This is a genomic window from Cellulosimicrobium sp. RS (genome assembly GCF_046159675.1).
GTDB lineage: Bacteria > Actinomycetota > Actinomycetes > Actinomycetales > Cellulomonadaceae > Cellulosimicrobium > Cellulosimicrobium funkei.
Genome location: NZ_JBJXVU010000009.1, coordinates 124,550 through 136,680, shown reverse-complemented (window position 1 = coordinate 136,680; position 12,131 = coordinate 124,550). Strand labels below are relative to the sequence as shown.

11 protein-coding genes are annotated in these 12,131 nt (G+C 75.3%); 2 read left to right on the top strand and 9 right to left on the bottom strand.

What is annotated here, in order from left to right:
• Positions 1–241: 241 nt before the first annotated feature.
• The 6 genes from ACI769_RS14700 to ACI769_RS14675 all read right to left on the bottom strand — a co-directional run bounded on the left by ACI769_RS14700 (position 242) and on the right by ACI769_RS14675 (position 7,349).
• Positions 242–1,930: a collagen-binding domain-containing protein gene (locus ACI769_RS14700; protein ID WP_409141844.1), complete on the bottom strand. Its 1,689-nt coding sequence runs from the start codon at positions 1,928–1,930 to the stop codon at positions 242–244.
• Between the two features lie 476 nt (positions 1,931–2,406).
• On the bottom strand, positions 2,407–3,351 hold the full coding sequence (locus ACI769_RS14695; RefSeq protein WP_409141843.1) for a PaaX family transcriptional regulator C-terminal domain-containing protein: 945 nt from the start codon (positions 3,349–3,351) through the stop codon (positions 2,407–2,409).
• Entirely contained in the window at positions 3,348–4,646 is a 1,299-nt protein-coding gene (gene kynU / locus ACI769_RS14690; RefSeq protein WP_409141842.1) for a kynureninase, read from the bottom strand. The genes ACI769_RS14695 and kynU overlap by 4 nt, the downstream gene beginning before the upstream one ends.
• The gene (locus ACI769_RS14685) at positions 4,643–5,689 is read right to left on the bottom strand and encodes an amidohydrolase (protein ID WP_409141841.1); all 1,047 of its coding nucleotides are present in this window, start codon (positions 5,687–5,689) and stop codon (positions 4,643–4,645) included. The genes kynU and ACI769_RS14685 overlap by 4 nt, the downstream gene beginning before the upstream one ends.
• Positions 5,686–6,555, bottom strand: a complete 870-nt coding sequence (locus tag ACI769_RS14680; protein ID WP_409141840.1) for a tryptophan 2,3-dioxygenase — start codon at positions 6,553–6,555, stop codon at positions 5,686–5,688. The genes ACI769_RS14685 and ACI769_RS14680 overlap by 4 nt, the downstream gene beginning before the upstream one ends.
• 104 nt (positions 6,556–6,659) lie before the next feature.
• Entirely contained in the window at positions 6,660–7,349 is a 690-nt protein-coding gene (locus ACI769_RS14675) for a histidine phosphatase family protein (RefSeq protein WP_409141839.1), read from the bottom strand.
• Between the two features lie 78 nt (positions 7,350–7,427).
• Between ACI769_RS14675 and ACI769_RS14670 the strand changes: the two genes are divergently transcribed.
• The gene (locus tag ACI769_RS14670) at positions 7,428–8,369 is read left to right on the top strand and encodes a ribonuclease Z (RefSeq protein ID WP_034650392.1); all 942 of its coding nucleotides are present in this window, start codon (positions 7,428–7,430) and stop codon (positions 8,367–8,369) included.
• A 200-nt stretch (positions 8,370–8,569) separates the two neighbouring features.
• Here ACI769_RS14670 and ACI769_RS14665 read toward each other — a convergent pair whose 3' ends face one another.
• Entirely contained in the window at positions 8,570–8,995 is a 426-nt protein-coding gene (locus ACI769_RS14665) for a ChaB family protein (protein ID WP_354804643.1), read from the bottom strand.
• A 115-nt stretch (positions 8,996–9,110) separates the two neighbouring features.
• Here ACI769_RS14665 and ACI769_RS14660 point away from each other — a divergent pair, with 115 nt between their 5' ends.
• The gene (locus ACI769_RS14660) at positions 9,111–9,782 is read left to right on the top strand and encodes a hypothetical protein (protein ID WP_409141838.1); all 672 of its coding nucleotides are present in this window, start codon (positions 9,111–9,113) and stop codon (positions 9,780–9,782) included.
• Positions 9,783–9,875: 93 nt separating this feature from the next.
• On the opposite strand, the gene ACI769_RS14655 is transcribed toward ACI769_RS14660, so the two are convergent.
• Positions 9,876–10,661 carry a glycerophosphodiester phosphodiesterase gene (locus ACI769_RS14655; protein WP_409141837.1) on the bottom strand — a complete coding sequence of 262 codons (786 nt, stop codon included), beginning with the start codon at positions 10,659–10,661 and terminating at the stop codon, positions 9,876–9,878.
• Positions 10,658–12,046: an ABC transporter substrate-binding protein gene (locus ACI769_RS14650; RefSeq protein WP_409141836.1), complete on the bottom strand. Its 1,389-nt coding sequence runs from the start codon at positions 12,044–12,046 to the stop codon at positions 10,658–10,660. Before ACI769_RS14650 ends, ACI769_RS14655 begins: the two co-directional genes overlap by 4 nt.
• Positions 12,047–12,131 lie beyond the last annotated feature (85 nt).

The window sequence follows — 12,131 nt, the reverse complement described above, 5'->3', positions numbered from 1 at the left end:
GGATTCCTTCGCAGGTCAGGGGTCCGCGCGGCGACGACCGTCGGACCACCGTGGCGGCGTCGGACCCGTGGTGGGAAGCGCTGTCACAGTAGGGAGCGGGGATGGCTCCCACGCGTCGTCGCGGTGAACGCGCGGCGGCGGCCAGATGGCCGTCCTCCGCCCGGCCCGGGAGACGCACGACGCCCCCCCCCCCCCCCCGGAAGGGACGCGGCGTCGAGGCCTGCGACGAGGGGAAGGCGGCTCAGGCGCCCCGGCGCCGCCGGAGGACGAGGACGCCCGTGCCGAGCGCGACGAGCAGGAGCGCGGCGATCGCGACACCGGCGGCCTGCACGCCGGTCGTCGCGAGACCACCCGTGCCACCGTCGGCCGGTGCTCCCGGCGCGTCGGGCGCGCCCGGCACGTCGGGCGCCGTGGGCACGGTCGGGTCCGTGGGGTCGGTCGGGGTCGTCGGAGTCGTCGGAGTCGGCGCGGGCGTGGGCTCGAGCGGCCGGTCGGCGGTGTTGGTCAGCGTCACGGCGACGTCCGCGGCCGCGGCGACCTCCACCCGCACCGTGCCGTCGTCGCCCGGCTCGACCGTGCCACCGTCGACCTGCCACGTCGGCGCGCCCCACTCCACGCCCTCGACCGTGGGGAAGTCGGGCTCGCCCAGCACCACCTCGGCCCCGAGCGGGAGGTCGTCGAGGGTCGCCGTACCGTCCACGGGGAGCGTGAGCTCGCCCGCCGACCCGTCGACGGAGTACGCGACGGTGAACGCGGTGCCCGCGGGGACGACCGGGGCGGCGTCGCCCAGCACCCGCTTGGTCACCGTGAGGCTGCCGCTCTCGGCGGGCACGGTGCCGCACGGGATCGACCCGGCGAACAGGTAGGCGTGCGCCTCCCCGCCGAGCAGGGTGAGGTCCCGCGCCACGACCTGCCCGTCGAGCGGGGACGCCTCGACCGTGAGGTCGGCGGTCGGCGCGTACACCGACCCGTCCAGCCGCGTCCCGCCGGCGCCGAGCGTGACCGGGCCGTCGAGCCGCGACAGGTCCCACATCACGAACGAGGCCGCCTTGCCTGCCTCGCCGAACACGGAGCCCTTCAGGTCGGTCGTCCCGGCGGGGACGGAGACGATGAGCGGGGCGTCGGCCGACGGGAGCACGCCGTCGGCGAACTGCACGGTGTACGCGTCCGCGATCGCCGCGTAGTCGACGACGTTCGGCCGCCCGGCCTCGAGCGCCGAGAGGACGACGCGGTCGCCGACGTCCTCCGTCACGGAGAGCACGTGCGCTGCGCCGCTCGGCACGAGGTCGGCGAGGCACCGGCGGACCTCGGCGGCCCCCGTGGCACCCGTCTCGACGTACGCCGCCACGGAGCCGCGCTCCGTCGCCACCGTCGCGGCGCCGTCGGGCCACTTCTGGTTCGTGGCGTCGACGGCGGGCGAGTCGTCGAGCGACGTGCGGTACCGCACCCAGTCGGCGCGCTGGTACGTGCCGAACGCCGGGTCGTCACCCACGACCTTGAGGTAGCCCCGGAGCGCTGCACCCCGGTCCGCGGGCGCCCCGCCGTTCGTGATCTGGACCGTCCCCGACGTCGGCGCGTAGCCACCGACGAGGAGACGGGTGGGGTCGCCGTCGACGGTGGGGATCGTGTAGTCGGCAGTCCCGGCCGCCTGGTGGAGGATCGCGTACATGCCCCCGTCTGCACGGACGGACAGCTCGCCGCCGACCGCGACCGAGCCCTCCGTCTCGTGGTTGCCGAGGTGGGCGTCCTCGCGGGCGTAGACGCTGAACCCCCCGGCCAGGTCGAAGGGGTTCACCGGTGCGTCGGCGGCGACGGCGCCCGACGCGGGCAGCACGAGCGCGGCGCCGGCCAGCGCGACGACGGCTGCGGCAGCGGTGCGGCGTCGGCCGGAACGAGTGGTTGACTGCGGCAACAGACGTGAGGGCAGCATCGAGCGGACAGCTCCATCGGGTGGGGTACGGGTCGGTCCCGACGGACCGGGACCGGCCCGTCCCTCTCACCGTAGGCCGGACTGGACGGGCGTCCAGAACGCGTGGCGGGTGAAGTCGCTCCGGTGTGATCGACCCCACCTCACCGTGCGCACGAGCGGCCGGACCTGTCGGTCATGTCGGGCTGCCAACCATCCGCGAGAGGCTGCGCGTGCGCACGGCCCCAGGTCAGGAGATGACGAGGCTCGCGATCAGCCCGTCGCGCAGGCGGACGGTGAACGTGCCCGGCCCGTCGTACCCGTCCCCGAGACCGTGAGGTCGAGCAGCACCTCGTCGGGTGTCGCCCCCGGCCGCAGCCCGGAGACCTCGAAGTGCGAGCGCTTGCCGATGTTGTCCGTCCGGTCCCAGCTCGCGAGCTCGGTGCGGCCGCGGAAGCGGCGGCCCCCGTCGTCGAGGACGGCGTCCTCGGTGAACGCGGTCAGGAACCGGGCGGTGTCCCTGCGTTCGTCGCCTCGACGAGGGTCCGCACCGCGGCCGGAAGGTCGTGCGTCACGTCGCTCATCCCCTCACCGTGCTCCCCTCGGTGCCCGACGACGACCCGGACGTGGTGCGACGCGGCGTCCGCGAGCCCGTGCCCGAGCCGGCCGAAGAGCGCGACGCTCGCCGTCCCGGGCCAGTCTGCGGGCAGCGCGGCCGACGGCAGCCCGGGGTCGGCGTACGGGATCGGCCGCCAGTCGTCCACCGCCCGCACCCAGCGCGCGAACGCGTCGCGCGGCTCGTCCGCTCGCGCGGACGGGGCGCCGTCGGCTCCCGCGTCGTCGTGCCGGGCGAGGAACGCGCGGTGCAGCGCCGCGACCCGGTCGAGGTCCCACCAGCGCGCCGCCGCGTCCGCGAACGACCCCGCGACGCGCGGCGCCCCCGCGAGGAACACCGTCGCGGCGTCCCGGACCTCCAGCGCCACGAGGATCTCCTCGACCTCGTCCACGAGGTGACCGGGCGTGATCCACAGCCCGTCCGCGACGCTCCCCGCACCGATCCACGCGAGGTGCCGGCGCAGCTGGTGTCGCGCGTCGCGCCGCTCCTCGGGCAACGAGTACGACACGAGGCACCACGGGTCGTCGTCGCTCTGCTGCCGGTAGCCGAAGATGCGCCGGTCGCCGCGCGCGAGCATCGGCCCGGCGTCGGGCGCGAGCCGGTACCCCGCGCGGCCGTCGTCGAGCGTCTCGGGCACGAGCAGGCCCTTGGCCTTGACGCGCGAGATCGCGCTGCGCGCCCCCGCGGGCGGCACGCCGAGCGCGCCGAGCAGGTCGACCAGGTCCGCCACCGCGACCGCACCGCCCAGGTCCCGGACGTACAGCCCGACGACGGTGCGCAGCAACGACGTCGTGCTCCCGGGCCGGGAGTCGAGGTCGTCGAGGATCACGCGGGCCCGGCCGCGCCCGGCACCGTCGGCCCGCTCGGCCGGCCGCCGAGGACCTCGGCCAGGGCGTCGCGCACCGCCTCGACGCCGACGCGCACCTCGTCGAAGCTCGTCGAGAGCGGGGACAGGCCGAGGCGCAGTCCGTTCGGGCGGCGGAAGTCGGGGATCACGCCGCGCTCCCAGAGCAGCGGGAGCGTCGCCTCGAACGCGTCGTGGTCGACGGTCACGTGGCTACCTCGGCGCTCGGGATCGCGCGGCGACGCGTACCGGGCGCCGAGCGGGAGCAGCAGGTCGTCCACGAGGGCGGTCGCGTGCTCGGTGAGGGCGACGGACTTGGCGCGGACCGCCGCCATCCCGGCCGCGTCGACGAGGTCGAGCATGTCCTGCATCGCGAGCATCCCGACGATCGCGGGCGTCCCCGAGAGGAAGCGCCGGACGCCGTCGTGCGGCGCGTACGCCGGACCCATCTCGAACGGCGCCGCGCTCCCCATCCAGCCCTGGATCGGCTGCGTGAGCGCGCCCTGGAGGTCGGCGCGCACGTAGCCGAACGCGGGCGCGCCGGGACCCCCGTTGAGGTACTTGTACGTGCAGCCCGCCGCGAGGTCGACGCCCCACGCGTCGAGCTCGACCGGCACCGCGCCCGCGGAGTGGCACAGGTCCCACAGGACGAGCGCCCCGGCGTCGTGCGCGAGGGTCGTGATCGCGGCGGCGTCGCTCACGTACCCCGACCGGTACGCCACGTGGCTGAGCAGCAGGAGCGCGGTGCGGTCGGAGAGGACCTCCGCCACCTGCTCCGGGGTCACGCCGCCGTCGTGGTCGGGCGTGATCCACCGCAGCGTCGCGCCGTGCTCGCGCGCGACGCCCTCCAGCACGTACCGGTCCGTCGGGAAGTTCCCGGCGTCGAGCACGATCTCGTCGCGACCCGCGACCTGCGGCGCCGAGAGCGCGGCGCGCACGAGCTTGTAGAGGATCACCGTCGTCGAGTCCCCGACGAACGTCTGACCCGCCGCCGCGGCGAGCGTCACCGCGCCGATCCGATCGCCCAGCGTCAGCGGGAGCTCGTACCACTCCTCGTCCCAGCCGCGGATGAGCCGCGCTCCCCAGACGTCGGTCGCGAACCGCGCGAGCCGTTCCGCCGACGCGCGCGTCGGCCGGCCGAGCGAGTTCCCGTCGAGGTAGGCGGTCACCTCGTCGGACGCGACGAACGCGTCGCGGAACCGCGCGAGCGGGTCCGCCGCGTCGAGCTCGGCCGACCGCGCGGCGTGGTCGGTGGTCGTGCCGTCGGTGCGGTCGGTCATCGCGTGTCCTCCGGGGTGCGGGGTGCGCGCGGCGCACCGTGGGGCTCGGGTCGCGCCACGACGACGGCGCGCGCGAACCACGCGGCCACGTCGTCGGGGTCGTCGAGGTCGGGCGGGTCGCCGGGGACCCAGGTCGCGACGCCGTCCGGGTCGGGCGCGGCGCCGTCGTGCGCGATCGCGCCCAGGAGGGCGCGCGCGTCGAGGCCGGCCTCCGCGAGCGCCCGCAGCTCGCGGGCGTTGACGCCGGGCGGGAGCGGGCCGTTGCCGAGGTCGGTGCCGTAGACGACCGTCCCGCCGAGCGCGACGAACCGCCGCACGTTGTCGATCGCGACGTCCTGCTCGGCCGTCGGGCTCCCCCACCCGTGCACGTCGAGCGTGCTCACCCAGCTCACCCGGCTCACCCCCGCTCCGCCGAGCACGAGGTTACGGTCGCCATCCGGCTCATCTCGCCCGTCACCCCGTGCTCGAGCGCGTGGAGGGTCGTGGTCGGCGGAGCGGGGGCGGGCCATCGCCGCCAGGAGGTCGTCGGGCAGGCGCTCGCTGAACGGGGCGTGCGCCAGCCGGTCGACGCCCGCCTCGAACGCGCGGGCCGCCATCCCGCGCCCCTCCACGTGCGCGACGACGTCCCGTCCCCGCGCGTGGGCGTGGCCGACGAGCGCGGCGAGCGTGGCGTCGTCGGGCACGGGGCCGGCGTCGGCGTGCAGGGCGACCTTGAGGAACGACGCGCCCGCGGCGACCTGGCTGTCGACGGCGGCGACGGCCGCCTCGGGCGAGCCGACCTCCTCGACGGACGCGGCGGGCGCCCACGACCGGTCCGACGGGTAGCCGCCGGGGGCGGTGAGGAACGCGCCCGCGAACGCGACCGCCGGGAAGCCGGGACGCCCGGGCCACGTGCGCGCGGCGTCGGGCACCCACCCGAGGTCGTGGACGACCGCGATCCCGCCGCGCCGCACCGCGACCGGGTCGACCAGGCCGAGGTGCACGTGCGCGTCCGCGAGCGGCGGGAGCCAGGTGCCGCCGTCGCCCGCCCGGCCGAGGCTCACGACCGCCCGATCTCGGTGCGGACGGCGAACAGCTCGGGGAAGAACGTGAGGTCGAGGGCGCGCTGGAGGAAGCCGACGCCGCTCGACCCGCCCGTTCCGCGCTTGGTGCCGATGATGCGCAGCACCGTCTTCATGTGGCGGAACCGCCAGAGCTGGAAGTTGTCCTCCAGGTCGACGAGCTCCTCGCACGTCTCGTACGCCGACCAGTACGTCTCCGGGTCGTCGTAGATGCGCCGGAAGACCTCGACGAGGTCGTCGTCGAGCGTGTGCGCGACCGTGACGTCGCGGTCCAGGACGCGCTGCGGGACGTCGTGGCCGTGCCGCGCGAGGTGGCGCAGGAACTCGTCGTAGACGCTCGGCTCGGCGAGCAGGCGGGCGAGCTCGGCGCGCGCGTCCGGCTCGGCGTCGAACACGTCGAGCATCCGCGCGTTCTTGTTGCCCAGCAGGAACTCGACCGCGCGGTACTGCCACGACTGGAAGCCGGACGCGTGCCCGAGGAACCCGCGGAACTGCGCGTACTCGCTCGGCGTGAGCGTCGCGAGGACGGACCACTGCTCGGTGAGCGTCCGTTGCACGTGCTTGACGCGCGCGATGCGCTTGAGCGCGGCGCCCAGCTCGTCGGCGGCGAGCAGGTCGCGCGCGGAGAGCAGCTCGTGCAGCACGAGCTTGAGCCAGAGCTCCGTCGTCTGGTGCTGCACGATGAACAGCATCTCGTCGTGGTGCTCCGGGTCGCTCACGGGCTCCTGCGAGGCGAGCAGCGTGTCGAGGTGCAGGTACGACCCGTAGGTCATCTGCTCGCGCAGGTCCGTGACGATGTCGGACTCGAGCGCGCGCTCGTTCGGCGCGGGCAGCGGTGCGTCGGCCATCCGTCGAGCGTATGTCACGAACGTGACGACCGCCAGGTCCGTGCGATGCATAGGAAATGACGCAATGATCTGATCATTGCGTCATTCCGACCGAGTGGTAGGGGTCAGTCGTCCGCTGCGGCGCGGCGCTCCTCCTCGTCGACGGACTCGCCCGTCGGGTCCTCCGCGACGAGGTCGTCGAGGAACGCGCCGCCCAGCGGCCCGTCGCTCACCCCGACGAACCGCCAGCCCGACGCCGGGTCCCCCTCGACCTCGACGAGCCCGGTGTTCGCGAGCGGGGTCCACGCGAGCCGGTCGACGTCGACGCCCGCGGCGCGGGCGCACGCCCACGCGCGGATCGCCGCACCGTGCGACACGACGACGGCGGTCTCCCACCCGATCCGCGCGACGGCGGCGAGGGCGTCGTCGTACCGGTCGAGGAACTCGGTGCCGTCGGGGCCGCCGGGCACCCGCCGGTCGGGCTCGCCGCGGCCCCACGCGAAGACCGTCTCGAGGTAGAGGGCGTGGTCGTCGTGGTCGGCGGACATCTCCAGGTCGCCCGCGTCGACCTCGCGCAGGCCGTCGAGCTCGAGCGGCTCCAGACCGTGGCGCTCGACGAGCGGGGCCGCGGTGAGGTGCGTGCGCACGAGCGTGGACACCGCGACGCCGTCGACCACGCGGCCCGAGAGCGCGTCCGGGACCGCCGCCGCCTGGCGCGCCCCGAGGGCGGTGAGGCCCGGCCCGGGCAGGGCGGTGTCGAGCAGGCCGGCGACGTTGGACGGGGTCTGTCCGTGACGGACGAGCAGCAGGCGCATGGTTCTCCGGTTCTCGGGTGCGGGGTCTCCTGCCACCCTACGAGCCCGGCAGCGAGCGCGGCGTGGCACGCTGGGCGCATGTCCCGCCGCGAGCTCGTCGTCCTGGGGACGGCCAGCATGGTCCCGACCCGCACGCGCAACCACAACGGGTACGTCCTGCTCTGGGACGACGAGGCGATCCTCTTCGACCCCGGCGAGGGCACCCAGCGGCAGATGACGTTCGCCGGGGTGTCGGCGACCGACCTCACCCGCATCGCGATCACGCACCTGCACGGCGACCACAGCCTCGGGCTCGCGGGCGTCTCCCAGCGCATCAGCGGCGACGGGGTGCGGCACACGATCGGGGTGACCTACCCGGCGTCGGGCCAGCGGTGGGTGAACCACCTGCTCGACGCGAGCGCCCACTACCGCCGTGGCCACCTGGAGCTCCAGCCGGTCACGACGGACGGCGTGGTCCCGCCCGTCCCCGGCCGCCCCGAGCCGGGCTTCACGCTCCGCGCCGAGCGCCTCGACCACACGATCGAGGCCGTGGGCTACCGCCTCGACGAGCCCGACGGCCGCTCGCTCGACCCCGCGCTCCTCGCCCGCCACGGGCTCGCGGGGCCGGTCGTGGGCGAGCTGCAGCGCGCGGGCCGCGTCACGACGCCCGACGGCCGGACCGTGACCCTCGACGACGTGAGCGGCCCCCGGCCCGGCCAGTCGTTCGCGTTCGTCATGGACACGCGCCTGTGCGACGCCGTGCACCGGCTCGCGGACGGCGTCGACCTGCTCGTCATCGAGTCGACGTTCCTCGACCGCGACCGTGAGCAGGCCGAGCGCTGGGGCCACCTCACGGCCCGGCAGGCCGCGACGGTCGCGGCCGAGGCGGGGGTCCGCTCGCTCGTCCTCACGCACTTCTCCCAGCGGTACCCCGACCCGACGGAGTTCTGGCGCGAGGCCCGCGAGGTGTTCGACGGCGAGCTCACCGTCGCGCAGGACCTCGACCGCGTGCGGGTCCCCCACCGCCGTCGGCCCGCCTGACCCCGACGAGCCGATCGCCCGAGGACCACGGCTCTACCTCGCGGAACTGGGGCTCTACCCCGCGGAACCGGAGCTCTACCTCGCGGAACCAGGGCTCTACCTCGGCGAGGTAGAGGCGGAGTAGGCCCAGGTAGAGGCGTGGCAGGCCGAGGTAGAGGCGTGGTCGCGCGAGGTAGAGGTGTGGTCGCGCGGGGTGGGGGTCAGTCGCCGCGGGCGCGGCGGGTCGCGCGGTCGTTGGCGCGCTGGATCGCCTCGACGAGCTCGTCCTTGGTCATGGTCGACCGGCCGTCGACGTCGAGCCGGCGGGCGACGTCGAGCAGGTGCTCCTTGGTCGCGTTCGCGTCGACGCCCCCGGCGGTGTCCGTGGTCGAGTCGAGCCCGCCCTCCTCGGCGCGCTCGTCGGACGGGCCGGGCTCGTCCTTCGGCTCCCAGTGGTCGCCGATCTTCTCGTGCGTGTGCTTGAGCGCGGCGAACGCCACGCGCCGCGCACGCTCATCCGAGCCGTACTGCTCCCTCGCGGCGTCGTAGGCCTTCGCGAACGTGCGCTGCGCCTTCTCGTCCGAGCGCTGCAGCGTGCTGGGGATCTCGGACTGCTTCGCGTCGCCGTCGCGCGTCGTCTTCGGCACGGGTCACCTCCTGCTGCCCGACGGCGGTCGCCGCCTCCCCCGAGCGTCCCGCCCCGGGCGACGGCTCGCGCGCCGAACGGGGGCGGGCGCGCCGGGCGCGGCCTACGCTGCCGGGATGTCGAGCGTCCTGCGGTTCCGCGGCCGCATCGCGGGCTGGGGCACGGCGTCGGGGACGCGGGTCGTCGTCGGGCGCTGGGACGCGTCGCCGTTCGGCGCGTTCGCCGACGTCATGGTCGAGCGGCCCGACGGCGAGCGCCTCCTCCTCGCGCCGTCGCGCCCCGTCGCGGAGCTCGTCGCGTCGACCTACCGCTTCGACCGGGTCGTCCTGGTGCCGGTCGTCGTCACGGACGAGCCGGCCCACCCCGTGCCCGCTGCCGCGCGCGGCCACGCGGCGCGTGCGCGCCCGGGCCGCGGCCGTCTGCCGGGCTGGCACGTGGTGGCCGGGCCGCTCGAGGCGCGGCTCGCCGTCGGGCCGCGCACCGTCCTGGGTCATGTGCTGCGCGCGGTGCCGCACCGCGTCGCGACGTCGCGGCACGCGACCGTGCTCACCGACCCCGTCGCGCGCGCGCTGCTGCGCGGGGTCCGGACGCGGGGCAGCGCGGGGCCGGGGCGCACGGAGCACTACGGCGCGACCGACGTCCGCGCGCTCGTCGCCGCGCAGACGCGCTGGGACGGGACGTCGCTGGGCGACCTGCACGACGTCGTCCCGCCGGTCCGGTTCGGCTTCGGGTCGACCCCGCCCCGGCCGAGCGTGACCGACGTCGTCACGACCATCGTCGTGCGCTGACCCCGGGAGGCGTCCGCGGCGGGACGCGAGACCGGGGCCGCGCGCCGGACGACGAGCGTCCGGCGCGCGACCCCGGTGCGACCGGTCCGGGCCTCAGACCCCGCGGGCCGCGAGCCAGCCTGCGAGCCGGTCGGGACGGTCGGTGATGATCGCGTCCACCCCGAGGTCGACCGCGGCGGCCCAGTGTGCGGGCTCGTTGAGCGTCCAGACCGCGACCTCGAGACCGGCGTCGTGCAGGCGCTGCACCAGGCCCGGGTCCTCCAGGAGGAGCGCCCCCATGGGGTTGCACGTCACGACGTCGAGCTCGGCGCACCGCGCGAGCACGTCGTCGTCGAGCGCCACGACGAGCAGCCCGCGGCGCAGGCCCGGGTCGGCGTCGCGCAGCGCCGCGACCGTCTCGGGCCAGAAGCTCTGCGCCACGACCCGGTCGGCGAGGCCCGCGAAGCGGATCGGCCCGGTGACGCGCCGCACCTGCTCGACCGTCCACGACCCCTTGAGCTCGAGCAGCAGGTCGGTGCCCGGCCGCCGCACGAGGAGGTCGACGACCTCGGCGAACGTCGGCACGCGCTGGCCGCCGAACGCCGGGGAGAACCACGACCCGGCGTCGAGCGCCCGGATCGCTGCGCGGTCGAGCCGTGCGACCGTGCCGCTGCCGGACGTCGTCGCGTCCACGGTGTCGTCGTGGATGACGACGGGCTCGCCGTCGGCCGTGAGCTGCACGTCGATCTCGATGCTGTGCGCGCCGGCCCGCCACGCCGCCTCGAACGCGGCGAGCGTGTTCTGCGGGGCGACGGAGCTGTTGCCGCGGTGCGCGATCACGCGCGGGCGCGCGGCCCGCTCCGGCACCGCGCCCGTGGGCGCGAGGGCGGTCGCCGTCACAGGTACGGCTCCACGTTCTCGCTGTACGCCGTCTCGATGCGCGGCGCGACGGACTCGAACGCGGCCGCCGGGTCGGCGCCCTCGATGACGATCTGCTCGATCGCCTCGTTGAGCAGCGCGTCGGCGCCCGGGATGAAGACGCGCGCGTCGTCCTGCGGGCGCGCCTTGTCGGCGAGCTGGTCGACGGCCGTGCGGAACTGCGGCGTCGCCTCGTAGATGGCCTTCATGGTGTCGGACTCGACGGCCGACGTGCGCACCGGCATGTAGCCCGTGTTCTGCGAGAAGTACGCGGTGTTCTCCGTGTCCGTGAGGAACGCGAGGAACATCGCCGCGGCGAGCTGCTGCTCGGGCGACTTCGACGCCGGGATGGCGAGCCCGGTGCCGCCGGTCGGGGTGCCACCGCCGTCCGGGCCGTCGGGCAGGTACGCCGTGCCGACCTCGAACGACGCCGCGTCGAGCGCGCCCTTGAGCGAGCCCGTCGAGCCGATGGTCGAGGCGATGAGACCCGACGAGAAGTCGACCATCGCGTCGTCCGCGGAGAGCGTCGCGACGCCCTTCTCGTGGAAGAGGTCGTGCAGGAACTGGCCGCCCGCGACCGACTCCTCGGAGTCGAGCGTGAGGTCGAACCCGTCGGAGTACGCGCCGCCCTGGCCCCAGATCATGTTCTCGAACCACCACGCGCCCCACGACGGCCCGGTGGACAGGCCGAGCGTCGAGCCGCCCGACGGGACGAGCGGCTTGAGCGACGCGTCCCACTCCTCGAGCTCCGCCCAGGTCTCCGGCCCGCGGTCGGGCAGACCGGCCGCCGTCCACAGGTCCTTGTTGTAGTAGAAGAGCGGCGTCGAGCGCGCGTAGGGCACGGCCCAGTGCTGGTCGTCGTACTCGTAGTCCGCGTAGAGCGCGGGCTGGAAGTCGTCCGCGTCGGCGTCGACGAACTCGAGCACGTCGTCGAGCGGCAGGATCTGGTCGTTGAGGTGGTAGCGGAACCACCACACGTCGGACGCGATGACGACGTCGGGCAGCTCGTCGGTCTGCGCGGCGGCCTGGAAGCGCTGCGCGACCTCGTCGTAGTTGGCGCCCGCGGTCACGAGGTTGACCGTGATGCCGGACTCCTCCTCGAACCGGTCGATGAGCTCCTGCTCGATCTCCTGGGACGTGCCGGGGTGGTTGCTCCACCACGTGATCTCGGACGCGGGCTCGACGGCGGACCAGTCGACGGCCTCGGCCGCCGCGTCGTCGCCCGCGGTGCCGGCGCCGTCGGCCCCGGCCACGCTCGGGCCGGCGCACGCGGTGAGCGCGAGGGCGGTGACCGCCGTGAGGGCGGTGGCGGCGGCGCGGGCCCGACGGCGGCGCGCGGGCCGGCCGGGTGCGGTGCGGTGGGACACAGGTGCTCCTTCAGGTCGTGCACCGGGTGTCGGTGCGCTTCGGGGAACCCGGACCGCTGTGGGCGGGCCGGGGAGTCCGGTGGTC

What these genes read in the sequence shown, in the direction of transcription:
- ACI769_RS14700 (WP_409141844.1), bottom strand. Translation starts at nt 1,930, where the DNA reads ATGCTGCCCTCACGTCTGTTGCCGCAGTCAACCACTCGTTCCGGCCGA.
- kynU (WP_409141842.1), bottom strand. Translation starts at nt 4,646, where the DNA reads ATGACCGACCGCACCGACGGCACGACCACCGACCACGCCGCGCGGTCG.
- ACI769_RS14680 (WP_409141840.1), bottom strand. Translation starts at nt 6,555, where the DNA reads ATGGCCGACGCACCGCTGCCCGCGCCGAACGAGCGCGCGCTCGAGTCC.
- ACI769_RS14675 (WP_409141839.1), bottom strand. Translation starts at nt 7,349, where the DNA reads ATGCGCCTGCTGCTCGTCCGTCACGGACAGACCCCGTCCAACGTCGCC.
- ACI769_RS14670 (WP_034650392.1), top strand. Translation starts at nt 7,428, where the DNA reads ATGTCCCGCCGCGAGCTCGTCGTCCTGGGGACGGCCAGCATGGTCCCG.
- ACI769_RS14660 (WP_409141838.1), top strand. Translation starts at nt 9,111, where the DNA reads ATGTCGAGCGTCCTGCGGTTCCGCGGCCGCATCGCGGGCTGGGGCACG.